At 55.9% G+C, this 25,516-nt stretch carries 28 protein-coding genes and 1 pseudogene; 1 reads left to right on the top strand and 28 read right to left on the bottom strand.

Annotation, left to right across the window (positions count from 1 at the left end):
- Positions 1 to 10: 10 nt before the first annotated feature.
- From ACZ1GS_RS07720 to efp, 24 genes and pseudogenes are all read right to left on the bottom strand, one after another.
- Entirely contained in the window at positions 11 to 292 is a 282-nt protein-coding gene (locus tag ACZ1GS_RS07720) for a DUF1467 family protein (protein WP_472697883.1), read from the bottom strand.
- 4 nt (positions 293 to 296) lie between these two features.
- Entirely contained in the window at positions 297 to 1,934 is a 1,638-nt protein-coding gene (locus ACZ1GS_RS07715; RefSeq protein WP_472698095.1) for a ribonuclease J, read from the bottom strand.
- Between the two features lie 2 nt (positions 1,935 to 1,936).
- Entirely contained in the window at positions 1,937 to 2,716 is a 780-nt protein-coding gene (locus ACZ1GS_RS07710; protein WP_472697882.1) for a type III pantothenate kinase, read from the bottom strand.
- Between the two features lie 15 nt (positions 2,717 to 2,731).
- A complete protein-coding gene (locus tag ACZ1GS_RS07705) occupies positions 2,732 to 3,397 on the bottom strand; it encodes a biotin--[acetyl-CoA-carboxylase] ligase (RefSeq protein ID WP_472698094.1) in 666 nt (221 codons plus the stop codon).
- A 47-nt stretch (positions 3,398 to 3,444) separates the two neighbouring features.
- Entirely contained in the window at positions 3,445 to 4,905 is a 1,461-nt protein-coding gene (gene nuoN, locus ACZ1GS_RS07700) for an NADH-quinone oxidoreductase subunit NuoN (protein ID WP_472697881.1), read from the bottom strand.
- Entirely contained in the window at positions 4,905 to 6,452 is a 1,548-nt protein-coding gene (locus ACZ1GS_RS07695) for an NADH-quinone oxidoreductase subunit M (protein ID WP_472697880.1), read from the bottom strand. The genes nuoN and ACZ1GS_RS07695 overlap by 1 nt, the downstream gene beginning before the upstream one ends.
- A complete protein-coding gene (gene nuoL / locus ACZ1GS_RS07690) occupies positions 6,452 to 8,458 on the bottom strand; it encodes an NADH-quinone oxidoreductase subunit L (RefSeq protein WP_472697879.1) in 2,007 nt (668 codons plus the stop codon). Before nuoL ends, ACZ1GS_RS07695 begins: the two co-directional genes overlap by 1 nt.
- A 4-nt stretch (positions 8,459 to 8,462) precedes the next feature.
- The gene (nuoK, locus tag ACZ1GS_RS07685) at positions 8,463 to 8,768 is read right to left on the bottom strand and encodes an NADH-quinone oxidoreductase subunit NuoK (protein WP_472697878.1); all 306 of its coding nucleotides are present in this window, start codon (positions 8,766 to 8,768) and stop codon (positions 8,463 to 8,465) included.
- Positions 8,765 to 9,379, bottom strand: a complete 615-nt coding sequence (locus tag ACZ1GS_RS07680) for an NADH-quinone oxidoreductase subunit J (RefSeq protein ID WP_472698093.1) — start codon at positions 9,377 to 9,379, stop codon at positions 8,765 to 8,767. The genes nuoK and ACZ1GS_RS07680 overlap by 4 nt, the downstream gene beginning before the upstream one ends.
- Positions 9,380 to 9,461: 82 nt before the next feature.
- On the bottom strand, positions 9,462 to 9,947 hold the full coding sequence (gene nuoI, locus ACZ1GS_RS07675; protein WP_472697877.1) for an NADH-quinone oxidoreductase subunit NuoI: 486 nt from the start codon (positions 9,945 to 9,947) through the stop codon (positions 9,462 to 9,464).
- Entirely contained in the window at positions 9,944 to 11,002 is a 1,059-nt protein-coding gene (gene nuoH / locus ACZ1GS_RS07670) for an NADH-quinone oxidoreductase subunit NuoH (protein WP_472697876.1), read from the bottom strand. The genes nuoI and nuoH overlap by 4 nt, the downstream gene beginning before the upstream one ends.
- Entirely contained in the window at positions 10,999 to 13,014 is a 2,016-nt protein-coding gene (gene nuoG / locus ACZ1GS_RS07665; RefSeq protein WP_472697875.1) for an NADH-quinone oxidoreductase subunit NuoG, read from the bottom strand. Before nuoG ends, nuoH begins: the two co-directional genes overlap by 4 nt.
- On the bottom strand, positions 13,014 to 13,694 hold the full coding sequence (locus tag ACZ1GS_RS07660) for a hypothetical protein (RefSeq protein WP_472697874.1): 681 nt from the start codon (positions 13,692 to 13,694) through the stop codon (positions 13,014 to 13,016). Before ACZ1GS_RS07660 ends, nuoG begins: the two co-directional genes overlap by 1 nt.
- Positions 13,691 to 14,281: a hypothetical protein gene (locus ACZ1GS_RS07655; RefSeq protein WP_472697873.1), complete on the bottom strand. Its 591-nt coding sequence runs from the start codon at positions 14,279 to 14,281 to the stop codon at positions 13,691 to 13,693. Before ACZ1GS_RS07655 ends, ACZ1GS_RS07660 begins: the two co-directional genes overlap by 4 nt.
- Before the next feature lie 113 nt (positions 14,282 to 14,394).
- Positions 14,395 to 15,702, bottom strand: coding sequence for an NADH-quinone oxidoreductase subunit NuoF (gene nuoF, locus ACZ1GS_RS07650; RefSeq protein WP_472697872.1), 1,308 nt, complete (start codon positions 15,700 to 15,702; stop codon positions 14,395 to 14,397).
- An 88-nt stretch (positions 15,703 to 15,790) separates the two neighbouring features.
- Positions 15,791 to 16,459, bottom strand: a complete 669-nt coding sequence (locus ACZ1GS_RS07645; protein ID WP_472697871.1) for a complex I 24 kDa subunit family protein — start codon at positions 16,457 to 16,459, stop codon at positions 15,791 to 15,793.
- Positions 16,452 to 16,703, bottom strand: coding sequence for a hypothetical protein (locus tag ACZ1GS_RS07640; RefSeq protein ID WP_472697870.1), 252 nt, complete (start codon positions 16,701 to 16,703; stop codon positions 16,452 to 16,454). The genes ACZ1GS_RS07645 and ACZ1GS_RS07640 overlap by 8 nt, the downstream gene beginning before the upstream one ends.
- A complete protein-coding gene (locus ACZ1GS_RS07635) occupies positions 16,696 to 16,875 on the bottom strand; it encodes a hypothetical protein (RefSeq protein ID WP_472697869.1) in 180 nt (59 codons plus the stop codon). Before ACZ1GS_RS07635 ends, ACZ1GS_RS07640 begins: the two co-directional genes overlap by 8 nt.
- Positions 16,875 to 18,107 (bottom strand): NADH-quinone oxidoreductase subunit D, encoded by a 1,233-nt coding sequence (locus ACZ1GS_RS07630; RefSeq protein ID WP_472697868.1) that lies wholly within the window; start codon positions 18,105 to 18,107, stop codon positions 16,875 to 16,877. Before ACZ1GS_RS07630 ends, ACZ1GS_RS07635 begins: the two co-directional genes overlap by 1 nt.
- Positions 18,108 to 18,139: 32 nt before the next feature.
- Positions 18,140 to 18,745, bottom strand: a pseudogene (locus ACZ1GS_RS07625) (NADH-quinone oxidoreductase subunit C); the annotation flags it as partial.
- A 1-nt stretch (position 18,746) separates the two neighbouring features.
- Positions 18,747 to 19,262, bottom strand: a complete 516-nt coding sequence (locus tag ACZ1GS_RS07620) for a NuoB/complex I 20 kDa subunit family protein (RefSeq protein ID WP_472698092.1) — start codon at positions 19,260 to 19,262, stop codon at positions 18,747 to 18,749.
- A 41-nt stretch (positions 19,263 to 19,303) separates the two neighbouring features.
- A complete protein-coding gene (gene ndhC, locus ACZ1GS_RS07615) occupies positions 19,304 to 19,678 on the bottom strand; it encodes an NADH-quinone oxidoreductase subunit A (protein ID WP_472697867.1) in 375 nt (124 codons plus the stop codon).
- A 129-nt stretch (positions 19,679 to 19,807) separates the two neighbouring features.
- A complete protein-coding gene (locus ACZ1GS_RS07610) occupies positions 19,808 to 20,626 on the bottom strand; it encodes an inositol monophosphatase family protein (RefSeq protein WP_472697866.1) in 819 nt (272 codons plus the stop codon).
- 116 nt (positions 20,627 to 20,742) lie between these two features.
- A complete protein-coding gene (gene efp / locus ACZ1GS_RS07605) occupies positions 20,743 to 21,306 on the bottom strand; it encodes an elongation factor P (protein WP_472697865.1) in 564 nt (187 codons plus the stop codon).
- Between the two features lie 479 nt (positions 21,307 to 21,785).
- Between efp and ACZ1GS_RS07600 the strand changes: the two genes are divergently transcribed.
- Positions 21,786 to 22,031: a hypothetical protein gene (locus tag ACZ1GS_RS07600; protein WP_472697864.1), complete on the top strand. Its 246-nt coding sequence runs from the start codon at positions 21,786 to 21,788 to the stop codon at positions 22,029 to 22,031.
- Between the two features lie 21 nt (positions 22,032 to 22,052).
- Here ACZ1GS_RS07600 and thiE read toward each other — a convergent pair whose 3' ends face one another.
- Genes thiE through ACZ1GS_RS07580 form a run of 4 tightly spaced genes read right to left on the bottom strand, consistent with a single transcriptional unit; the run spans position 22,053 to position 25,507 of the window.
- The gene (thiE, locus tag ACZ1GS_RS07595) at positions 22,053 to 22,685 is read right to left on the bottom strand and encodes a thiamine phosphate synthase (protein ID WP_472697863.1); all 633 of its coding nucleotides are present in this window, start codon (positions 22,683 to 22,685) and stop codon (positions 22,053 to 22,055) included.
- A complete protein-coding gene (locus ACZ1GS_RS07590) occupies positions 22,678 to 23,343 on the bottom strand; it encodes a hypothetical protein (protein WP_472697862.1) in 666 nt (221 codons plus the stop codon). The genes thiE and ACZ1GS_RS07590 overlap by 8 nt, the downstream gene beginning before the upstream one ends.
- 40 nt (positions 23,344 to 23,383) lie before the next feature.
- Positions 23,384 to 24,277 carry a fructose bisphosphate aldolase gene (locus ACZ1GS_RS07585; protein ID WP_472697861.1) on the bottom strand — a complete coding sequence of 298 codons (894 nt, stop codon included), beginning with the start codon at positions 24,275 to 24,277 and terminating at the stop codon, positions 23,384 to 23,386.
- Between the two features lie 39 nt (positions 24,278 to 24,316).
- The gene (locus ACZ1GS_RS07580; protein WP_472697860.1) at positions 24,317 to 25,507 is read right to left on the bottom strand and encodes a phosphoglycerate kinase; all 1,191 of its coding nucleotides are present in this window, start codon (positions 25,505 to 25,507) and stop codon (positions 24,317 to 24,319) included.
- Between the last annotated feature and the right edge of the window lie 9 nt (positions 25,508 to 25,516).

Below are 25,516 nucleotides of genomic sequence, written 5' to 3'. Positions count from 1 at the left end.
TTTCACGCGATCAACTGTCCAGCCTCTCACGGCTACCGAAAAGGTCGAGGTCGTCCACCGTGATCCACTGATAGCTGTAGTTCAGATAGAATAATCCAAACGCCACGGTGGCAAGCAAGGTCGTGAACAGCAACACGCGCGCAGGCCGGAAATTTGCCGGCGCGCTATCAGCCTGCCCCTTGACCATCTCGACACCCATTTCCTGATGGCTGCGAATGCCGAATGGCAGGACGATGAAGGCAGCGATCACCCAGAACAGCACATAGATCGCGATGATGGACGTCAATTGCATCGGGTCAGGCCTCGACAACCATGACGTTCACCACCGGTTTCTTGCCCGTCCATTCGGTCGCCTCACGCCGAACCATCAGGCGCAGTTCCTCGGAAAACCGGGCAATATCACCAATTGGCTTGCGATATTTCTTCACGATCAAGTCGGTCATCTCATCCAGAAAATCTTCTTCATCTTCCTCCAGCGGAACACCGGTGAGGCGCAATACGGGCTCCCCCATTATCTTGCCTTTCTCGTTCAATCCGATCGCCACTGCTATCATCCCGTTATAGCCGATTTTGCGCCGTTCCTGAAGCGCCTTGCCGTCGGCCGGAATGATCACGTCGCCATCCACGACCAGACGTCCAGTGCGTTCGTTGCTGATGGTCTTGGGACCATTGGGCGCCAGGCGGACGACATCGCCATTTTGTTGGAAAACAGCCTGTGGAACGCCCTGTGCCAAAGCAAAACGGGCCTGCTCCTTCATATGACGGATTTCGCCATGAACCGGGACCAGTATGTCTGGCCGGATCCATTCGTACATGGTCTTGAGTTCGGGTTTGCCAGGGTGGCCGGAAACATGAATATCTTCCTGCCGGTCGGTGACCATGATCACTCCTTTTTCGGCGAGCTGGTTCTGGATACGGCCGATGGCAATCTCGTTGCCCGGAATCTGTTTGGACGAGAACAGGACATGATCGCCCGCGCTCAGCTTGATCTTGTGGCTGTCGCCGGCAATCCGGCCCAGTGCAGCCCGGCTCTCTCCCTGTCCGCCCGTCGCAACGATCATGATCTGATCACGCGGAAGGGTCATCGCCTCGTCGAAACTCACCGTTGGCGGAAAATCCTTGAGATAGCCATTCTCTCTGGAATTCTCGATGATCCGGTCGAGCGAACGGCCGGCCACGCAGAGCGTGCGCCCTGATTTTACGGCGACTTCTCCCAACGTCTGCAAGCGCGCAGCGTTGGAAGCAAAGGTTGTAACCAGCACCCGGGTATCAATATTATCAACGACCCGCAGAAGATTTTCCCGCACCTCGCCTTCGGACCCGGAAGCGGATTCGTTGAATACATTGGTTGAATCGCAAACCATCGCCAGAACGCCATCGTCACCAATCGCGGTGAGCTGCTCGGGTGTGGCCGGAACGCCAAGCAAGGGGTCCTTGTCGAGCTTCCAGTCACCGGTATGGAAAATCTTGCCATGGGGCGTGTCGATCAGCAGCGCATTGCCCTCTGCAATACTGTGCGCAATCGGCAGATATTGGAAACCAAAGGGTCCCAGGTCAAAGCTGCCTTCATTGGGAATGATGTTGAGTTCCACCGATTTTTCGAGACCAGCTTCCTCCAGTTTCCGCCGGATCAAACCCGCGGTAAAGGGCGTGGCGTAGAGCGGCACGTCCAGCTCTTCCGCAAAATAGGGCACGGCCCCGATATGATCTTCATGACCATGGGTGAGCACGATTCCGAGCAAATTCTTGCTTTGCTTCTCGATAAATTCGAGATCCGGCAGAACCAGATCAATACCGGGATAACCGGGATCGGCGAAAGTCATTCCGAGATCGACCATGACCCATTTGCCGTCACAGCCGTAAAGGTTGACGTTCATCCCGATCTCCGCTGACCCGCCGAGGGCCAGGAAGAGAAGCTCATTTTTTGGTTTTATCATTAGGTACTGGTTGCTCTCTCGTAGAGGAAGGACAGACCCTGAAGTGTAAGATCAGACTCCAGATGGTCAAATACGTCCGTATGTTCATCGAATAATATGGCTAGTCCGCCAGTTGCGATCACTTTGGTCGGTCGACCAATTTGTTTCTTGGTCCGTTCGACAAGGCCTTCGATCATCGCGACATAGCCCCAGAATATGCCGATCAGCATCTGGCTTTCGGTTGTGCGTCCAATAACATTTTCGGACTCGGGACGCTCCAGAGCGATACGTGGCAACTGGGCGGTTTTTCCGACCAGAGCGTCCAGCGAAAGATTGATCCCCGGCGCAATCACGCCGCCTTTATACGCACCATCATAATCGGCCACGTCAAAGGTTGTCGCCGTACCAAAGTCGATAATGACGATATCCTGGCGATATTTCTGATGCGCGGCGATAACATTCAGCACTCGGTCCGCACCGACCGTATCCGGTTGGGCAACATCCAGAGCGACGCCCCATTCCGTTGCGCCGCGGCCCGCCACATAGGGTGTGACGCCAAAATATTTTTCCGACAGGACCGTCAGATTATGCAACGCCCGCGGAACCACTGTGCCAATGATAACCGCATCAATCGCGTCGAGCCCCAGTGCATTGAGCTCGAGCAATTGCCGCAGCCACACGACATATTCATCTGCAGTCCGCCGTGCATCGGTAGCGATGCGCCAGCGTGCCTTGATCTCCGGGCCGTCAAACAGCGCGAAAACCACATTGGTATTGCCGGCATCTATGGCTAGCAGCATGAGCGACCCCTTTCGTTAGCCGAGATGAATATCACCGGCATGTATCTCGATAAGCGCTCCGTCAGCCTTTCTCAAGCGTAGTGCGCCGGTTTCCGTCAGTCCGGCAAATGTGCCGGGTATTTTTTCGCCCTTGTCGTCGCTGACCGACAAAGCCGAACCGAAAGGATGCGCCCGTTTCTGCCATTCTGCCAGCAGCACCGCCAGGCCTTCGCTGCGCCACTGTGCGAGCGTTTGGGCAAAAGACTCCGCCAGCTGCTCCAGAAACTGTTCGGCGGTGAGATCGGGATCTGCACCGGCTTCATGCAGGCTGGTCACTTTTCGATCCGCAACCGGCGGCGCCACGGTTACATTGACACCGATGCCCACGATCACCTTGTCGCCAACGCCTTCGAGCAATATGCCGCACAACTTGGCCTGACCGAGCAATATGTCATTGGGCCATTTGAGCAATATCGGGGCGGCAGGCACAAAATGGGCAATCGCTCGATAAACCGCCAGCGCGGTTACAAAAGACAAGGATGATGGTGCCGGATCGTCCGGTCGACAGGCCACAATCGTGCTGGAGTAAAGATTGCCTTCCGGGCTTTCCCAGACCCGTCCCAGTCTGCCGCGACCACCGGTTTGCCGGATCGCGCGCAGCCACAGCCCTTCTTCTGCGCCTGCGGTCGCTCGCGCCTTCAGGTCCGCATTGGTCGATGCGGTTTCCGAAACCGTCTCGATGCGGATGGTCAGAACAGGACCTGTGCAGCCGAAGCCGTCACTGGCGCCAACAATGGAATGGCGAGATAGCCCAAGGGCGAAACGGCGATTGCAAACAAGGCAATCAGACCATTTTCTGTCTTGTGCCCGGTTTCTGCAATCTGGCCTGCCGGATCGTCAAAATAGATGATCTTGACGACCTTGATATAGTAGAAGGCACCGATCACCGAAGCTGCGATGCCGATGACCGCGAGTGGCAACATGCCAGCGGCAACTGCAGCATCAAAGACGAGGAACTTGCCCCAGAAACCGAAGAGCGGCGGAATGCCTGCGAGTGAGAACATGAAGACCGCAAAAGCCGCAGCCAGTCCGGGCCGGGTCTGCGACAATCCAGCGAGGCTGGACAAAGATTCCAGCGACTTGCCATCGGCATCGCGCATTTCCATGACACAGATGAAGCTCCCCAGAGTCATCGCGACATAGATGACGAGATAGAAGAGCATCGCGGAGATTCCTTCTGGCGTCCCGGCAGCGAGACCGATCAGCAGAAAGCCAACATTGTTGATCGAACTATAAGCCAGCAGGCGTTTGATATTCTGCTGCCCGATGGCGGCCACTGCACCGAGGACAATCGACGCCAAAGCGACAAAGACAATGATCTGCTGCCAGGTCGATGTCTGATTGCCGAATGCATCGATAATCACCCGCACGGTGAGCGCAATAGCCGCCACTTTGGGCGCGCTTGCGAAAAAGGCGGTGACCGGGGTCGGCGCGCCTTCATAGACGTCCGGGGTCCACATATGGAATGGCACAGCGCTGATCTTGAATGCGAGACCGGCAAGCACCAGCACGACACCGATCAAAGGTCCGGTTGACAGATCACCGCTGAGCGTATCGGCGATGACCGAAAAGCTCGTCGATCCGGCAAAGCCGTAAACCAGCGAGATACCGTAAAGCAGCATGCCGCTCGCGAGCGAACCAAGGATGAAATATTTCAAGCCGGCCTCGGACGAGCGCACATCATTGCGGATGAAGCTGGCCAGCACATAGGCTGCGAGACTGTTCAACTCGAGACCGATATAGAGGGTCAGCAGATCGGAAGCGGAAACCATCATTCCCATGCCGATCGTGGCAAATATGATCAGCACCGGATATTCGGCGCGGTAAGCCCCCATTTTCTGGAAATAGCGCGGCGCGATCATCAGCGATATCGCGGCGGCAAAATAGATCAGCAATTTCGCGAAGCTGCCAAAGCGATCCATGCGATAGAGGCCGCCAAAGGCATCACCGCCAAATTCGAAAGATGGATTGACCAGAAAGTCGGTGACAAAATAGGAAGCAAAGCCAAGCGCCACAACTCCAAGGATCGTTACAAGGCGGGCGGACGCATTGCCGCCCCAGGCCGCGATGAGCAACATGATCAAGCTGCTCACGGTCAGAATGATTTCCGGAAGCGTGAAAATCAGCGAAAGGGAAAGGGAATAGTCCATCAGTGCGCCTCCCCTGCTGCATGATTTTCGGTATCATGCGTAACGGCCTTCGCCTGCCCCATTTTCAACTGTGCATCCCCTTCCGGTGCCGCGCGATCAATTCGGGCGACCAGCGCGCCGACATCGCCGCGAATAGGTGCCATGAAACTTTCCGGATAGACGCCCATCCACATCACGGCCGCGGCTATCGGCGCCAGCAGCGCCATTTCACGGGCAGAGAGATCGGGCATCGCCTTGACATCGTCATGGACAAGTTCCCCGAAAGCGACCCGGCGATAGAGATAGAGCATGTAGCCTGCCCCCAGGATAATGCCGACGGTGCAAACCAGGGTGACCCAGCTATTGACCTTGTAAAGGCCGATCAGCGAAAGAAACTCACCGACAAAGCCGCTGGTGCCCGGCAGTCCGATGGACGCCATCGTGAACAGCAGGAACAGCACCGCATATTTCGGCATATTGATCGACAACCCGCCATAGCGCGAGATTTCCCGTGTGTGCAGGCGATCATATATGACCCCGACACATAGGAACAATGCACCGGACACAAGTCCGTGGCTCAGCATGACAATGATCGCGCCTTCAATACCCTGGCGGTTGAACGCAAACAGACCGACCGTAACAATCGCCATATGGGCAACCGAGGAATAGGCGATCAGCTTTTTCATATCCTGCTGCACCAGCGCCACCAGCGACGTGTAGATCACCGCAACCATCGACAGCGCAAAGATCAACCAGATAAACTGCTCGGATGCTTCCGGGAACATCGGTATCGAAAAGCGCAGGAAGCCGTAACCGCCCATTTTGAGCAAAACACCGGCCAGAATGACCGAGCCCGCCGTCGGTGCCTGAACATGCGCGTCCGGCAACCAGGTGTGCACCGGCCACATCGGCATTTTGACCGCGAAGCTGGCGAAGAAGGCCAGCCACAGCCAGGTCTGCGCATCCGGATCAAAATCATAGTTGAGCAAGGTTGGAATGTCGCTCGTACCCGCTTCCTGCACCATCCACAGCATCGCGATCAGCATCACCACCGACCCCAGCAGGGTATAGAGGAAGAATTTGTAGCTTGCGTAAATCCGGTTGGTCCCGCCCCATATCCCGATAATCAGATACATCGGGATCAGACCGGCCTCGAACAGGATGTAGAACAGGAAGATATCCTGCGCCGCAAACACGCCGATCATCAGCACTTCCATGAACAGGAAGGCCGCCATATATTCGCCAACCCGGTTCTGGATCGATTCCCAGCTCGCTCCGATACAGATCGGCATCAGGAACACGGTGAGCATGATCAGCATCATCGAAATGCCGTCGATGCCCAATGCCCAGGCGAAATTGCCGAACAGGTCGACCCGCTCGACATATTGCCATTGCGGGCCGCCAATATCATAGTTGATCCACAGCACTACGCCGAGAACGAACAGGGCCAGGGTCGTCGCCAGCGCGAGCAGTCGCGCACCCTGCGCATTGAGGAACAGACAAGCGATCGCAGCCAGCATTGGCAGGCCCATCATCAGCGACAGGATCGGGAAATCGAGCTGGTTCATTAGCCGGCTCCCTTTACGATAATCCAGGTCGCCGCCGCCGCCAGACCCAGCAGCATGACCAACGCATAGCTATAGAGATACCCGGTCTGGAATCGCTTGGCGAGCCCGGCACCGCCGGCAACAACCGCCGCGACACCGTTCGGGCCAAAGCGGTCAATCGTGCCCTCGTCACCGGCTTTCCAGAAAAATCTGCCGAACCAGAAGGCCGGACGAACAAAGATCAGATCGTATAGTTCGTCAAAATACCATTTGTTGAAGAAGAATTTATAGACCGGCTCGAACGTCGCTGCGAGCCGCGCAGGACGGTCTTTTCCACGGAAATACAGCAAGAAGGCGGTGGTTAGTCCGATCAACATGGCAACGGTTGATGCCAGTTTGACCCACAGGGGCACTTCATGAAGATCGTGCATCAATATCCGGTCAAAAGCGAGACTACCCGCCCAGAAGCGGAAACCGTCGGTCGCGTCGATAAAGCTGTGATGGAAGGCAAATCCTGCGCCAATGGCACCCAGACTCAAAACGCCCAGCGGGATCAGCATGGTCAGCGGGCTTTCATGGGGATGATAGCCACCGGTCTGGTCCGTACCGGCTTCTTCCGGCGTCTTATGCACGCTGTGCTGAATATGTTCGGACTGGATCCAGCGCGGTGTGCCCCAGAAGGTCAGGAACATCAGACGCCAACTGTAGAAGCTGGTCAGCAAGGCCGCGAGCACACCAATAGCAAAGGCAAACTGCCCGGTGCTGGAGCCGCTGGCAAAGGCCGCTTCGATAATCGCATCCTTGGAGTAAAAGCCGGCAAAACCGCCGAGGCCGACAATGCCGACACCGGTAATCGCCAGCGTACCTGCCATCATTGCCCAGAAAGTCAGCGGGATTTCTTTCCGCAAACCGCCATAATAGCGCATGTCCTGCTCATGGTGCATCGCATGGATGACCGAGCCCGCGCCGAGGAACAGCAAGGCTTTGAAGAAGGCATGGGTGAACAGGTGGAACATCGCCGCGCTATAGGCCCCGACACCGGCTGCGAAGAACATGTAACCCAGCTGTGAGCAGGTCGAATAAGCGATGACGCGCTTGATGTCATGCTGCACAAGGCCAACCGTCGCTGCAAATATCGCCGTGCAGGCGCCAACAATCGTCACCACCGCCAGAGCAACTTCGCTGGTTTCGAACATTGGAGATAGGCGGCAGACCATGAAGACGCCGGCGGTGACCATGGTCGCGGCATGGATCAGTGCCGAAACCGGTGTCGGTCCTTCCATCGCGTCGGGGAGCCAGGTGTGCAGTCCAAGCTGCGCCGATTTGCCCATCGCGCCGATGAACAGCAGCAGGCACAGGATCGTCATCGTATCAAGCCGCATCCCGGCAAAGGTGATCGTCGAACCGGCCATGGCTGGCGCCGCTTCGAGAATTTCCGGAATCGAAACCGTGCCGAACACCAGATAGGTGCCGAAAATTCCGAGCATGAAGCCGAGATCGCCAACCCGGTTGACGACAAAAGCCTTGATCGCAGCGGCGCTGGCGCTTGGTTTCTTGAACCAGAATCCGATGAGAAGATAGGACGCCAGGCCCACCCCTTCCCAACCAAAGAACATCTGCACCAGATTGTCCGCGGTCACCAGCATCAGCATGGCGAAAGTGAACAGCGACAAATAGGCAAAAAAGCGCGGTTGATCAGGGTCTTCGTCCATATAGCCCCAGCTATAGAGATGCACCAGGGCCGAAACGGTCGTCACAACGACCAGCATCACCGCTGTCAGCGCATCGACCCGCAAGGACCACGCGAAATTGAGATCCCCGGACTGCACCCATGTGAGCACCGGCACCACTTCGGCGGCGCGGGACAGCATGATATAGTCGATAAAGACCGGCCAGCTGAGCGCACAGGATGCGAACAGCGCCGCGGTCGTCACCAGTTTGGCGGGAACGTTCCCGATCAGGCGGTTGCCAAACCCTGCAACAATGGCTGCCAGCAAGGGCAGGAAAACGATAAGCTGGATCGTCAAGTCCTTAACCCTTCATCCGGTTGACATCATCGACGGCGATCGTGCCGCGCTGACGGAAATAAATCACGAGAATGGCGAGACCAATAGCGGCTTCCCCGGCAGCCACGGTCAAAATGAACATCGCAAAGACCTGCCCGGTCATATCCCCTAGAAACGCGCTGAAAGCTACGAGGTTCAGGTTCACCGACAACAGGATCAATTCAATCGCCATCAGGATGATGATGATGTTCTTGCGGTTCAGAAAAATGCCCAGCATGCCCATCACGAACAGGATCGCACTGACCACCAGATAATGTTCGATGCCAATCATAGCTCGACTCCCTTGCCGACTTCGGGTTGTTCATTGCGGGTGGCCTCTTCAGGACGGCGACGGACCTGCTCCTGAATGCTCTGTATTCTCACACCTCCGCGTTGGCGGTTGGTCAGGACGATCGCGCCGACCATCGCGACCAGCAGAATCATGCCTGCGGCTTCGAAGAGGAATATATATTTGGTGTAGAGCACCGTCCCCAGCGCTTCGATATTGGATAGCCCGCCTGCGTTCATGCCAACAACGGCATCGGCTTCGCCCATCCCTGCGGACGTCCACGCCCCGATTCCGAAGATCAGCTCGGCAACCAATACAATTGCCAAGAGCAATCCGAGCGGCAGGTTTTTCATGAATCCGGCGCGTAATTCCGCAAAATCAATGTCCAGCATCATGACGACGAAAAGGAACAAAACCGCCACCGCACCGACATAGACGATGACCAGCAACGCCGCGATAAATTCGGCGCCGACCAGCAGCATCAACCCTGCCGCATTGAAAAAGGCGAGAATCAGCCACAGCACGCTGTGCACGGGATTTCGCGCAAAAATGCAAAATGCCGCACTGGCAATCACAATGCTTGCGAATAGATAGAAAGCAAATACTTGCATCAGACCCCTGTATTTCCCTTTTGCGTCAGTTTTTGATCAACTGAGGCTGTTTCCCCGCATGCGTCAAATGAATCGCTGACGCCCATTACCGATAGGGCGCGTCGGCGGCAAGGTTTGCCGCAATCGCCCGTTCCCATTTGTCACCGTTTTCAAGCAGTTTGGATTTGTCGTAAATCAGCTCTTCCCGCGTTTCGGTCGAATATTCGAAATTCGGTCCTTCGACAACCGCATCAACCGGACAGGCTTCCTGACAGAAACCGCAATAGATGCATTTCGTCATGTCGATATCGTAGCGCGTCGTTCGCCGTGATCCGTCATCGCGCGGCTCCGCTTCGATCGTAATCGCCTGGGCCGGACACACCGCCTCGCACAGCTTGCAGGCAATGCAGCGTTCTTCCCCATTGGGATAACGGCGCAACGCATGTTCGCCCCGGAACCGCGGAGAGATCGGATTTTTTTCATAGGGATAGTTGACGGTTTTCTTCTTCTTGAAGAAATATTTCAGCGTCAGCATATGTGCCAGAACGATCTCGTACAGCGTGAAGGCTTTTATGATTTCTTTTACACTCATAGCGGCCACCCAAATTTATCAATCATCACATATCCGCTAACCAGAAAGACCCAAAAGATGCTGATCGGCAGGAAGACTTTCCAGCCCAGACGCATCAGTTGATCATAGCGATACCGGGGAACTGTCGCCCATGCCAAACTGAAGATGAAAAAGACCAGGAACATCTTGAGGAACAGCCAGATTATACCGGGAATATCGAACCATGGAATCCAGTCGACATTGAGTGGCGGCAGCCATCCACCCCAGAAAAGGATGACATTGAGCGCACACATCAACAGAATATTGGCATATTCGCCAAGCCAGAACAACGCGAAGGACATGGACGAATATTCAGTCTGATATCCGGCTACCAGCTCGCTCTCGGCTTCGGTCAAATCGAACGGTGCCCGCGCCGTTTCCGCCATCGAACTGATCAGGAACATCACCGCCATCGGAAAGAGCAGCGGATTAACGCCATAGGCGTTGATCACACCGAAAATATGACCTTCCTGTGCTGTGATGATTGCGTTCAGATTGAAGGTGCCGGCAAACAGGACTACTGAAATCAGGATAAATCCGATCGAAACCTCATAGGATATCATCTGTGCCGCCGCCCGCATCGCAGAGAAAAACGGGTATTTCGAGTTACTGGCCCAGCCCGAAATCACGACGCCATAAACACCGAGAGAGCTGATCGCGAGAATGTACAATACCCCGATGTTGATGTTGGCGAGAACCATGTCTTCACTGAACGGTACAACCGCCCAGGCCAGCAACGCGACGGTGAAGGTGATGATCGGCGCCAACAGAAACAGGCCCTTATTGGCCCCGGACGGAATGATCGTCTCCTGAAGAAAAACTTTCAGACCATCAGCAAAACTCTGCAGCAAGCCGAACGGCCCAACCACATTCGGGCCGCGCCGCAGCGCGACGGCAGCAATCACCTTGCGATCAAAATAGATGATCATCGCCACTGCCAGCATCAGTGGCAGCGCGATCAGCAGGATCAGCGCCAAAGTGCCAACGAACCAGCCAATTTCAGGGCCAAGAAAAGTGGATTGGAGATAGGCGGTCATTCGGCGGCCTCCAGAACATCGTCATCGGCGTGCAGCAATTCCGCCGAACAGCGCTGCATGGTCGCACTCGCGCGCGCAATACTGTTGGTCAGATAGAAATCCTTGATTGGATGAACGCCCTGCCCTTTGGGCTTGTCCGGCAATCCGGTAGGTGGTGTCCAATCAAACCGGACCAAACCTTCGTCCGCCAAATTCGGGTGATCCTTAGCCATTTTGGCTCGCAATTCCGCGAAACTGTCAAACGACAGGGTCTTGCCCAGTACATCTGATAGGGCCCGCAGGATAGACCAGTCTTCACGGGCATCCCCCGGCGCGAAAATCGCCTTGTTGGAGCGCTGCACGCGCCCTTCCAGATTGACATATGTGCCGTTTTTCTCGGTATAGGCCGCGCCAGGCAGGATAACATCCGCGGCATGCGCGCCGGCGTCGCCATGGTGCCCGATAAACACCTTGAAGCTGTCGGCAAAGGGCGCATAATCCATTTCATCGGCGCCGAGAGCGAAGAGCAATTTCGGCTTTTTGGTAGCGATTGCCTTGATCCCGCCTTCATAGGCATAGCCCAGCATCAGGCCGCCGGTCCGCGAGGCCCCGATGTGCAGGACATTGAAACCGTTCCAGCCATCCCGGACCAGCTTATATTTCGCCGCCAGTTTCAGCGCAGCGCCATGGGCACCGTCGACGCTCAGAGCTCCGCCACCAAGGACAAGCGCCGGTTTTTCTGCGCCTTTCAGCGCATCGGCCACCGCTTTCGGCAATTTCGCCAGCAGGTTCATATCATCGCCGAGCCATTCAACCGGATAGGTGAGATCGACTTCCGGCCCGATCGCGAAGACTTTCGCACCGCCCTTGCGGACCGCCTTGCGAATGCGGGTATTGACCAGCGATGCTTCCCAGCGCGGATTGGTCGAAACCAGCAGCACAACATCCGCTTCCTCGATACCGGCAATTGTCGTGTTGAAATTCACCGCCGCGAGATTGGAAACGTCGTAGGACAGGCCCGTCTGGCGGCCTTCCAGCATTTCCGAACGCATCGACTTCAGCAATTTCTTGGTCGCGTAAAGCGTTTCGCAATCCACCAGGTCCCCTGCAATGGCCGCAACCGAACTGCCCGCCTTTACCGCCGCGATCGCTTTAAACGCCTCATTCCAGCTCGCCGCTTCAAGCTTGCCGTTACGGCGAATATAGGGCTTGTCCAGGCGGCGCTTCATCAATCCGTCAATCGCGTGGCGGGTCTTGTCGGTGGCCCATTCCTCATTCACGTCGTCATTCACTCGCGGCAGCGCGCGAAGCACTTCACGGCCACGGGAATCGATGCGGATATTGGTGCCGACACCGTCCATCACATCAATGCCCAGCGTCTTGGTCAATTCCCAGGGACGCGCTTCAAAGGCATAAGGCTTGCTGGTCAGCGCTCCGACCGGACAGAGGTCGACGACATTGCCGCTCAATTCGCTATGCACCGCATGTTCGAGATAGGAGGTGATCTGCATCCCCTCGCCGCGCCCGATCGCGCCAATCTCTTCCACGCCCGCCACTTCCTCGGCGAACCGCACACAACGGGTGCAATGGATACAGCGGGTCATGACGGTCTTGACGACTGGCCCCATATATTTTTCGGTGACCGCCCGCTTATTTTCGTCGTAGCGCGAGCCGCCCTTGCCATAGGCCATCGCCTGATCCTGCAAGTCGCATTCGCCGCCCTGGTCACAAATCGGACAGTCGAGCGGGTGATTGATCAGGAGAAACTCCATCACCCCTTCCCGCGCCTTCTTGACCATTTCGCTGTCGGTGCGGATTTCCTGGCCATCTGCCGCCGGCAACGCGCATGAAGCCTGTGGCTTCGGCGGTCCAGGCTTCACTTCGACAAGGCACATCCGGCAGTTACCGGCGATACTTAAGCGCTCATGATAACAGAAACGCGGGATTTCCTTGCCGGCAAGCTCCGCCGCCTGCAACACAGTTGCGCCCTGAGGAACTTCGAGTTCGATGCCATCTACAGTGACTTTAGGCATTAGTTCTGCGCCTCCAGAAAAGCGGTTGCCGCCAATTTTTCATTTTCCCGATCAAGAATATAAGCAACCCGCGACAGATTGGTGCGTAACTGCATTCGTGTGAAACCCAATTTTTCACCATTGGAAACTGGCAGACAGACGCTCATTTCCGGATTGAGCGAAGCAATTGCGAGATTCTCCGCATCAGAAAAGGGTTTGGATGCCAACAATGCCATCGTGTCTTGCGGGGCCTTGCGGACAACACATTCCGAAAATTGCCGCAGACCTCTTCTCAAAACACGCTTGCTGCTTGCGTCTTCGGGGAGTGAGCCAATTTGATATTGCTGTGGCACCAACGCAAAATCAGGAAGATCCCGACCGGCATATTTGTGATTCAAATAGGCACCGGCAAGCGCGTTACGGAGCAGCACGCTATTTTTGATTGCCATTTGGGAGCCGCCGGGCAGGCACTGTGTGTTTTTCTGCGCCAAGCGATCGGTTTTCCGGTTGCGAACTTTTGATTCCACCTTCGCCGCGAGCACCTGCTTGACGAGCCATGGGTCCCGCTTCGCGATACAATCTGCGAATTTCCAGAAATGGACGGCGGTCTTCTTCACATCCGCTCCCGTGGGCTCTGCCGGAACCGGAGCCGTCCAGCAAAGAGCCGCCAGCAGACCAAAAGGAACCCAGCGCAGGTTCATTCCGCTGCCTCCGCCATATCTGCCTGTTGACGAACCGCCTGATATAAACCGTGCGCGAGCATGGCGCGCAAGGAGGTTTTGTCAAATGCCACTTCCAACCCATCGGTTACGCAAGGCCCCAGCAGAGGAACCAGGGCCTTTATCGCTGCGCTCTCCTGATCCGTGTCCGGAATTGTCTTGATCAGCGTGTAGATTTGCGCGCGGCCAGCCCTTACGACACAACGACCGAAAAACTCTTCGGCATTGCGCGGTTTCATGGCCGCTTGTTGCCAGTCGGTGTCCGTAAGCTCACCCAAAGCGAGCACATCCTGCTCACCATATTTTTTGGTCAGGAAAAACTCGGCAAAAGCGCCCACCGCAGGAGCCGTGGAAAAACCATAAGTGATCTGTTTGGCGATATAGCACGGATCGCGATAGTCGACGGCTTTGTAAATATACTTGAGAGACTTGGTCTGCTCATCGCTCAGATAGTTATAGCCCAGCGTTTTCAATGCTCGGAAACGGTTATTCTCGGCTTTGCATCGACCTATCGCATTGATCGCGGCGCGCGGAGATTTCTGCACGAGAGGATCATGAAATCCTGTCATGCCCTGTTTGCTGCGATCGATTCGAGAGCCAGTGGCCGGCTGCGCGGCAACCGAGGCCGGCACCGCCAGGAGCATCAGAGCAATTATCGCTCTTACCGGTTTGCTTCGCCTCTTCACTCCGCCGCCTCCAGCACGTCCGCACCCTTATTCTCGCGGATACGGCGTTCCATTTCGGGGCGGAAATGACGGATCAGGCCCTGAATCGGCCAGGCCGCCGCATCGCCAAGCGCGCAGATTGTATGGCCTTCAACCTGTTTGGTCACTTCATAGAGCGTGTCGATATCGGCGATTTCGGCGTCTCCATCGCGCATTTTTTCCATCACCCGCCACATCCAGCCTGTGCCTTCGCGGCAAGGCGTGCACTGACCGCAGCTTTCATGCTTGTAGAAATAGCTCAGCCGGGAAATCGCGCGCACGATGTCGGTCGATTTGTCCATCACGATCACCGCCGCGGTACCCAGTCCGGAACCGAGATCCTTGAGGCCGTCGAAATCCATCGGCGCATCCATGATCTGCTCGGCCGGCACCAGCGGCACCGAGGAGCCACCAGGGATGACCGCGAGCAGATTGTCCCAACCGCCGGTTATGCCGCCACAATGTTTTTCGATCATGTCACGAAACGGGATGCTCATCGCTTCTTCGAACACCGCTGGCTTGTCAACATGGCCGGAAACCTGAAACAGTTTCGTGCCTTTGTTATTCTCGCGTCCAAAGGAACTGAACCAGGAAGCACCGCGCCGAAGGATGGTCGGAACAACCGCGATGGATTCGACATTGTTCACTGTCGTCGGACACCCATAGAGACCGGCACCGGCTGGAAATGGCGGTTTCAGCCGGGGTTGCCCCTTTTTGCCTTCGAGGCTTTCGATCATCGCGGTTTCTTCGCCGCAAATATAGGCGCCGGCACCCCGATGGACAAAGACATCGAAATCATAGCCCGATTTGGCTGCGTTTTTGCCGATCAGACCAGCATCATAGGCTTCCTGTACGGCTGCCTCCATGACTTTGGCTTCGGCAATATATTCGCCGCGAATGTAGATATAGGCAGCGCGGGCGCGCATCGCGAAACCGGCAATCAGCGCCCCTTCGATCAGCTTGTGCGGATCATTGCGCAGGATTTCCCGGTCCTTGCAGCTGCCAGGCTCGGATTCATCGGCATTGATAACCAGAAAGCTTGGCCGGCCATCGGGTGACTCTTTCGGCATGAATGACCATTTGAGACCGGTCGGAAAACCGGCGCCACCGCGACCCCGCAGGCCGCTTTCCTTCATCTCTTCGATAATCTTGTCATTGCCGCGCTTTATTATGTCGGCGGTCTTGTCCCAATCGCCCCGTTGTTGCGCGGCTTTGAGGTCCCATGACTGAAAGCCATAGACATTGGTAAAGATGCGATCTTTGTCCTGGAGAAAATCAAAACCCATTATTTCTTACTCCTGCGACCCCAAAGGCCGCCAATAACGGCGATCGCGACCACAGCCAGTGCGACCCATCCTGCATAACCGTCGAGCATCATGACCATTCACTCCGGTAATCATGATTGGCATCGACCATGTCTTTGAGGTTCGTTGGTCCGCCTTCGGCTTCGCTGGTTTTCCGGCCAATCTGAGATCCGACGGGCACAGCCTTGCCATCGGCAAGATCTTCGAGGATCCGGGTCATGATATCATAATCGAGATCTTCGTAATTATCGTCGTTGATCTGCACCATCGGCGCGTTGGAGCAATTGCCCATGCACTCGACCTCAGTCAGTGTGAACAGCCCATCCGGGGTGGTCTTTCCCTTGGCCATGCCCTTGTTCTTGCACGCCGCCATCACATCGTCGCTGCCGCGCAACATGCACGGGGTTGTACCGCACACCTGAACATGGAAACGGCCTACCGGCGCAAGATTATACATGGTGTAGAAAGTGGCGACTTCATAGGCCCGCATATAGGGCATGTCCAAATAGGCGGCGACATATTCGATCACCGGCACTGGCAGCCAGCCCTGGGTCTTGGTATCCGCACCCACCTGGCGCTGGGCAATGTCGAGCAGCGCCATCACCGCCGAGCGCTGTCGCCCTTCGGGATATTTGGCGATCTGCCATTTGGCGAGCTTTTCATTGGCCGGCGTAAAAGCAAATTCACCCCATTTGGCACGCACTTCGGTCTCGTCGGGAATGTTCGGAGTTTCAGCCATTTAAATCACTTTTGTTTCGCGTGTCAAAACGCGCTTCCCCAATATCATCCCAGTTTTTCGAAAAATAAATATTCAGCCAGAATCCGGCTATGATCAGCCCCACCGTTATGACCAGCAAGATGCCGTTCCAGAGCATATTTTCGGGTTGCCACAATTCCCACAACAGCATGATCGCGACGATAACAAAGACCGTCGCGCCGCCGCCGAGCGTCCAGCGCTTGGATCGTTCGGAAGAATCAGCCATGGCTCAATCTCCGCTCGAGAAAGCGACCTGCATACAGGCCGATAACCGCAGCAAAGGCGGAAGACAGCACTTCCTTGAGACTGACCTCACCATGAAAGGCCGCAAGATAACCAGCCACCGCAGCCGCAAAAGCGGCGACGGCGATGATGAAGATAAGGAACTCGCGTATCATCACCGGTCACATTCTCCGAACACGATATCCATCGCGCCCAATATGGCGGTGGCATCTGCCAGCATATGGCCGCGTGACATGAAGTCCATCGCCTGGAGATGCGAGAATGCGGTCGGTCGGATCTTGCAGCGATAGGGCTTGTTGCTGCCATCGCTCACTAGATAGACGCCGAATTCCCCTTTCGGGCTTTCGGTCGCAACATAGACTTCACCCGCCGGGACGTGGAAGCCTTCGGTGTAGAGCTTGAAGTGATGAATCAAGGCTTCCATCGACTGTTTCATTTCGCCGCGTTTGGGCGGAACAATCTTGCGATCGGTCGACGCCACCGGACCGTCCGGCATCTCGTTCAGGCACTGCCGCATGATCCGCGCGCTCTGGCGCACTTCCTCGACCCGAACCATGAACCGGTCATAACAGTCGCCGCGCGTACCAACCGGAATCTCGAAATCCATCCGGTCATAAACATCATAAGGCTGCGATTTGCGGAGATCCCAAGCGATTCCGCTGCCGCGGATCATCGGACCGGAAAAACCCCAGCGCACCGCGTCATCCTTCGAGACAACCGCAATGTCGACATTGCGTTGCTTGAAAATCCGGTTGTCGATGACCAGGCTCATCGCATCCTCAAACAAGGTCGGAAATTCATCCAGCCAGTCAGCCATGTCGGTGAGCAGCTTCAGCGGCACATCCTGATGCACGCCACCGGGCCGGAACCAGGCGCTGTGCATTCGTGCACCGCTCGCACGCTCAAAAAAGGCCAGGCATTGCTCGCGAATTTCGAACACCCAGATATTGGGCGTCATTGCGCCAACATCCATAACATGCGCGCCGATATTCAGCATATGGTTGCAGATCCGCGTCAGCTCAGCGAATAAAACCCGTAGATATTGACCACGCAGCGGCACTTCAAGATCCAGCAGCTTTTCGATCGCCAGCACATAACTGTGCTCCATCGCCAGCGGCGAGCAATAGTCCAGGCGGTCAAAATAGGGCAATGCCTGCAAATAGGTCTTGTGCTCGATCAGCTTTTCCGTGCCGCGATGAAGCAGGCCGACATGGGGGTCCAGCCGCTCGACAATCTCGCCATCCAGCTCCATCACCAGCCGCAAAACGCCATGCGCTGCGGGATGCTGTGGTCCAAAGTTGATCGTGTAATTCTGGATCTCCAGATCACCAACTGTTGGATCGGCTTCGTCGGCCAGGCCGTCCATTTCATCGAGATAGTCAGCCATCAGGATTTGGCTCCCTTGTCAGCATCGTCGTCCGACTTTTCGTCACCAGGCAGGATGTAATCCGCACCTTCCCAGGGCGACATGAAATCGAAGCTGCGGAAATCCTGCGCCAGCTTGACCGGCTCGTAGACCACGCGCTTGGCTTGTTCGGAATAGCGCATCTCGACATAGCCGGTGAGCGGGAAATCCTTGCGGAACGGATGACCTTGAAAACCGTAATCGGTCAAAATCCGGCGCAGATCGGTATTGCCGTCAAACAATACGCCGTACAGGTCAAAAACTTCGCGCTCAAGCCAACCTGCCACTTCCCAGATATGGGTCACAGTGGGGACTGGCGTATCCTCGTCAGTTGTGATCTTGATCCGGATACGATGGTTTTTCGTCAGGCTCAGCAGATGATAGCAAACCTCAAACCGTTCCGGCCGCTCCGGATAATCGACGCCGGCAATCTCGACAAGTTGCTGATATTCATGGTCTTGCCGCAACTTATTCATCACTACCGGCAGTTTCTTGCGATCAACGGTCAGGCTGATTTCGCCATGCGCCTCGACGCAATCCAGCACCGCTGCCCCCAAAGATTTGGCCAGGGCATCAGCAACGCCTTCGTTGCTGGACATGATTGGAGCTCCATGGGCCATATTAGCGCTCGAAGGTCCCGATGCGCCGGATCTTGCGCTGCAATTGCATCACACCGTAAAGCAACGCCTCAGCGGTCGGCGGGCATCCGGGCACATAAATATCCACGGGAACGATGCGATCACAGCCGCGCACCACGGAATAGCTATAGTGATAATAGCCACCGCCATTGGCACAGCTGCCCATTGAAATGACATATTTCGGATCAGACATCTGATCATAGACCTTGCGCAAGGCCGGGGCCATTTTGTTGCACAATGTTCCGGCCACGATCATCACGTCCGATTGCCGCGGACTGGCGCGCGGCGCGGCGCCAAAGCGCTCCATGTCGTAGCGCGGCATGTTCACATGGATCATTTCAACCGCACAACAGGCCAGGCCGAATGTCATCCACCACAACGAACCGGTCCGTGCCCATTGAAACAGATCTTCGGTGGACGTGACGAGGAAACCCTTGTCATTCACTTCCGCGTTCAGGTCTTTGAAAAACGTTTCATCCGGTTGCGTGTTTGGGGCCATTGGCGAACCATCAGCATTCAGGATCACGTTGCTGCCAGTTTCTACTCCCAATCGAGCGCTCCCATTTTCCATTCGTAAATAAAACCAACCGTCAGGATGACGAGAAAAATCATCATTGATGACCAGCCAAGCCAGCCGATCTGACCCAGTGACACAGCCCAGGGGAACAGAAATGCCGCCTCAAGGTCGAAAATAATGAACAGTATGGCGACCAGATAGAAGCGCACATCAAACTGGCTGCGTGAATCTTCAAATGCCGGAAATCCGCACTCATATTCCGACAGCTTCTCGGCATTGGGATTATGCGTGCCGGTCAGTCGCGAGACACCCATGGGCAGAAATACAAACAGGCCAGACAAAGCCAATGCGACTGCCAGAAAAAGCAGGATCGGCGCATATTCGGAAAGATCGACCACAAAAGACTCGTTTCGCTAAATTTCAGGGCCGCTTTTACGGACAGGGCGGGCATGCTGCAAGGGCCAATTCAGCCCTTTTTGGACAGAAAAGCGCCATGATTTCAAAAGCGCTTCATCGCAATACGGGTTCTATAGCAAAGACTTTGCGAGAATTTTATGCAGCTTGCTGTGCAACGCGTCATTGGCCGCCAAAATTTCACGCTGCGCAATTGGCTGGTCTCCGCCGGTATAGTCGGTCACAAAGCCGCCAGCTTCACGCACCATCAGGATCCCGGCAGCGACGTCCCAGACCTTCAGATCGGCTTCGAAAAAACCATCATAACGCCCGGCAGCCAGCCAGGCCAGATCCAGCGAGGCTGCCCCAAACCGGCGGATACCGGCGACCTGAGGCGCGAGCGCACCGAAAATTCGGGCCCATTCGTTAAGATCGCCATGACCCTTGAACGGAATGCCGGTCGCGATGATCGATTCCGACAAATCCCTGCGCGCAGAGACCCGCAGCCGCTTGTCGCCCACCCAGGCGCCTTTGTCCATTTCCGCCCACCAAGTCTGATCAGTGACAGGTTCGTAAATCAACCCACTGGTAATTTTTCCCCAGCCCTGGCCATCTAGCGAGCGCTCCTGCACCGCAATGGAAATAGCAAAATGGGGAATGCCGTGCAGAAAATTGGTCGTGCCATCGAGCGGATCGACGATCCAGCGCGGTTTTCCTTCCTCGCCTTCGATCATACCGCCTTCTTCGAGAACAAATCCCCAGCCCGGCCGGACTTTCATCAGTTCGTCATATAATATCCGCTCTGCGCGCATATCGGCCTTCGATACGAAGTCAGCCGGCCCCTTTTTGGACACCTGCAAATGCTCGACTTCTCCAAAATCACGACGCAAACGGGATCCCGCCTTGCGGGCGGCGCGCTCCATGACGGTGATCAATGCGGAATGTGCAGGCATCTCAGTTTCCAAAAAATAAACAGTGTAGCGCCGGGAATGACGACCCCGGCTTTCTTAAAATATCTCCGGGCGTCCATCACTGATCCAGGACATGGAATCAGTAACTGTAACCAGGCTTAAGACACTTTCCCGACATATTCGCGGGCATAGACATCGACAATGATGCGCGTGCCGGCCGAGATGAAGGGCGGCACCATGACCCGTACGCCATTGTCGAGCACCGCAGGTTTATAACTGGACGATGCTGTCTGGCCCTTGACCACGGCGTCCGCTTCGACAATCTCGGCTTCGATCTGATCGGGCAACTGCACCGAAATCGGCTTTTCCTCGTACAGCTCCAGCATGACGTCCATGCCGTCCTGCAAAAACTCAACGGCGTCGCCAAGCAGATCCGCCGGTAAAGTGATTTGTTCGTAATTTTCCTTGTCCATGAAGGTCAGCATGTCGCCATCAGCAAACAAATACTGGAATTCCTTGGTGTCGAGGCGGACTTTTTCGACCGTGTCGGCGCTGCGGAAACGGACGTTGGTCTTCCGGCCGTCAACCAGGTTTTTCATTTCCACCTGCATATAGGCTCCGCCCTTACCAGGCTGGGTATGCTGGATTTTGGCCACTTTCCAGAGACCTTTTTCATAGTCCAGAATATTGCCAGGACGAATATCGACGCCGCTAATTTTCATCAGATTTCTCGCTTTTGGGATTCTTGCGTTGCGGCCCTCTATAACGGCCGACGCCGATAGGCAAGCGTGGCGGAGATTGCATGGCGAATTCATCCAATACATATTCCGTGGGGCATTCTAGCCAGATGATAATGGATGATCGACCAGAGTATGGCCCGGCGTTGACGCGGCCTGAAGAGAATATCGCGCCTGCGGCCAATCTGTTCCGCCGGCCAATTTCCCGTGCGCGGCCTTCAACGCCCGCTCCCACACCTACCGCAGCCGGCGGGTTTCTCAGTGAGATCGAGCGTCTACCCCATTTTTGCATGCCTTCTGAGAAGAGTTTTACGCGGAATTTTCTGAAAGGCCGTAGCGGAGTGTTTTTCGTTGACCCTTGAACGCAGGAAATCTGGCTCTGCTATGTCCGCCGGCTCCAGTTAATAATATTATCTGTCTTTTTCATACAATACCCGAAGCTGACATCAATGTAATTAAGGGCCATGGCACAAGCAGACCTCGCGACACGGAACCGGGTTCCCTTTTCAACGGACGTTCATCGCTGCAAAGCAGCGGCAGCCGGATTGTTCGGCTATTCGATCAGTGGCGGGCATATGCGTACTGTTCTGCCCTTGTCCGGCTATATCCGCGAGATTGAACAATTGCCCAATTTCTCACCGCCATCGACCGATCGTTTTGTCGCCCATTATATCCGCAATAATATCCAGTCCCAGTCTGACGATCGCTGAGCGCAATAGCGGCCCGCAATTTCAGGCGGCAGGCAGCAGTTTTGCAAATTTCCGTACAGCTGCGCCGGGGCCTTGTGGATCCATCCAGATCGCCCCGCTCACGGCCAGAAAATCGGCACCCGCATCGACCAGTGGCTGGCCATTGTCCGCTGTGATACCGCCAATCGCGACACATGGAATTTCCATTAATTTTGACCACCATTGCAACAGATCAACATCGGCCTGATGTTCGACCTGCTTGGTCTGGGTAGCGAAAAACGCTCCAAAGGCGACATAATTGGCCCCGCCCTCGCCCGCTTCCATCGCCAGATGACGGCTATCGTGACAGGTGACACCGATCTGGGCCTGATCGCCTAGCACCGCCCGCGCCTCCTTGAGGCTGGCATCACCCTGCCCCAGATGCACGCCATCGGCACCAAGTTCCGCTGCAAGCGCGACATTGTCATTGACGATAAACGCCACATCATGGGCGTCACAAATGGCCTGCAGAGGCCTGGCCAGGCGGGCCGCCTCTTCGTGCGCCACATTTTTCACCCGAAACTGAAACGCAACCACCGGTCCTGCCGCGAGCGCTTCTTCCAGCTGCGCCGGGAAATCGCCACCAACGTCAAGCAGGGATATCAGATAAAGCTGACAGGATTGGATCTCAGTCATAAGGGGGTTGCCGCTTTCCCGAGAGCTCGACCAGCATGTCTTGCGCGATAGCGAGAGCATCCATATCGTCCGATTGGGATTGCAACTGTGCAATTCGCAGGCGCATCTGAGATTTCCGCTGATTTTCAGGCAGTTTGTCTATTGCGATATATTCTTTGATCGCCTTGACCCACAGAGCATCCGGTCCGCTCACATCTTCAGTATCGCGCGAAAAAGCGCTGCGATAGGGCTTCAGCACGCCTGCATCATCACGCTTCAGAAACAGCACCAGTTTCATGCCTTTCGAAAAACTATATCTTACGCAGCCGCCGCTCAGTGCATCCGGATTGGGCGCCCGCAACTCTCTGGGATCACTCCTGGTTGCCGGATAGTCGAAATCATCATCCAACCAGGAATCCGGCAGTTCAACAGTTTCCGGCAATTCCAGACCTTTCAGAAGAACAAAGGGTTTGGCGACAACCGAATTGTCATACTCGTCCTTGCCTGCTCTTTCGGCGGTTATCTCGGCGATTACGACCATGTCTGCGCGCTCTACCAGTTCCAGATTGGTTGGGACAGTATAGCCCGCTGCCATGGAGCAAGCATAAGACGGCGATGCTGACACCAGAAACCCAGCCAGCAGCAACGCAATCACAGGAAAAAAGGACGGTATCCTCATCGGTTCGTTCTTGTCCTCCTTCCTGTCATGTGCCTCGATATCAGCTCTTGTTGGTCGACGCCCCGTGGATCTGGTCAATGGCACTGCTGAGGGACTGATTAAATTCTTCATCGGTCATGCCATGACGCAGGTCCTGCAGCAACGCGCGCGAGAAGCTGGCAATCATGCCGCGGTTTTTGGCCAGCTCGGAACAGGCTTCGTCGCGCGAAAAACCGCCAGACAGAGCAACCACGCGGGCCACGCGGGGATGATCGACAAGCGGCGCATAGAGATTGGCTTCAGTCGGAATCGAGAGCTTCAGCATCACTTTGCGATCAGCCGGAAGCGCGTCGAGCTGCTTGGTAATTTCCTGCAGCAAAAGCGCATCACATTGCACCCGTTCAGCGCTCTTGATGTTCACTTCGGGTTCGATCATCGGCATCAGGCCGTGATCGAGAATTTCATTGCCCACTTCGAACTGCTGCTTGACGATCGCCGCGATGCCGGTCGGTGAAGCCAGATTGATCACCGAACGCATCTTGGTTCCGAAAACACCTTTGGCTTTGGCACGCTCGAGCAACGCGCCCAGGCCGGGATTGGGTTTCATCAACTGCACGCCATCGGCTTCGTCTTCCAGTCCCTTGTCAACCTTGAGGAACGGCACCACGCCGCGCTCCCACAGCAGGCTCGGCAAAGATTTGCCATCGGCCTCGCCGTCCATGGTCTTTTCAAACAATATCGCGCCAATCACCTTGTCGCCATTGAAGCATGGCGCGGTTACGATCCGGCTCCGCATCCCGTGGATCAACGCAAACATCTCGTCTTCATTGGCATAGGCGTCTTCATCGACGCCATAGCCTTTGAGTGCCTTGGGCGTGGATCCGCCGCTTTGATCGAGCGCCGCGATAAAGCCTGCGCCATTTTCAATTTGGTCCATCATCTTCGGATCATGCATGAAATTTCGTCCTCAATTGGTTCGATTAAAGTTTCTATTCTATTTCTGTAAAGCAGCAACGCCGGGCAATTGCTTGCCTTCCATCCACTCGAGAAAGGCGCCCCCTGCGGTGGAAACAAACGTAAAGTCATCCGCCGCGCCGGCATGGTTGAGCGCCGCAACCGTATCGCCGCCGCCAGCAACCGACAGCAAGGATCCCTCTTTGGTCAAAGCGGCCGCAGTTTGGGCCAGCGCAACTGTCGCGGCATCGAAGGGCGGCGTTTCAAACGCCCCCATCGGGCCGTTCCAGACCAGCGTCCGGCATGTTTTCAGCACGTCGGAAAGCGCTTCCACCGCCGCCGGGCCCACGTCGAGGATCATGTCATCCGCTGCAACCTCGTGCACATTCACGGTGCGGGTTGGCGGGTTGGGGGCGAATTCCTTGGCGACTACCACATCATAAGGAAGGTGAACCGTACAATCCGCCTGATCTGCGGCCTCGAGAATTTCCAGTGCCGTATCGGTCAGATCATGTTCGCACAGCGATTTCCCAACATCGACACCACGCGCGGCCAAAAACGTGTTGGCCATGCCGCCGCCAATAATCAGATGATCCACCTTGGTCACCATCTGCATCAGCACATCCAGCTTGCTGGACACTTTGGCACCACCGACCACCGCAGCAACCGGGTGCTCGGGATCACCGAGCGCCTTGTTCAGCGCGCTGAGCTCGCGTTCCATCGACCGTCCGGCATAGGCCGGCAAATGGTTGGCGATCCCGACCGTCGTCACATGCGCACGGTGGGCCGCGGAAAAAGCGTCATTGACAAAAAACGACCCGAAAGACGCAATGGCTTTGGCCATGCCGGGGTCATTGGCTTCTTCACCGGCGGCAAAGCGGCTGTTTTCAATGACCACTACGCTGCCATTGGGCAGCGCCGCAATCGCGTCCGGGTTCGGGCGCGCCATGAAACTGACCGGACGTCCAAGGGTCTCGGCCAGCGGAGCCACAACGGGCTCAAGCGAATAATCCATATTCACCTGCCCTTTCGGTCGCCCGAAATGTGCCAATAACAGGACCTTGGCCCCGCGATCAGCCAATTCGGTGACGGTCGGAACCACCGCTTTCAGCCGGGTATCATCCGCTACCTGACCATCCGCCATCGGCACGTTCAGGTCGACCCGCACGAGACCGGTCTGACCGGTTATGTCACCGAGATCATCCAGGGTTTTGAAATTGTTGCCTGCCATGGCGCGCAA

Source organism: Parasphingorhabdus sp. W113 (assembly GCF_055693205.1).
Note: the sequence above shows the minus strand (reverse complement) of the source record. Positions and strands in the feature narration are given on the sequence as shown.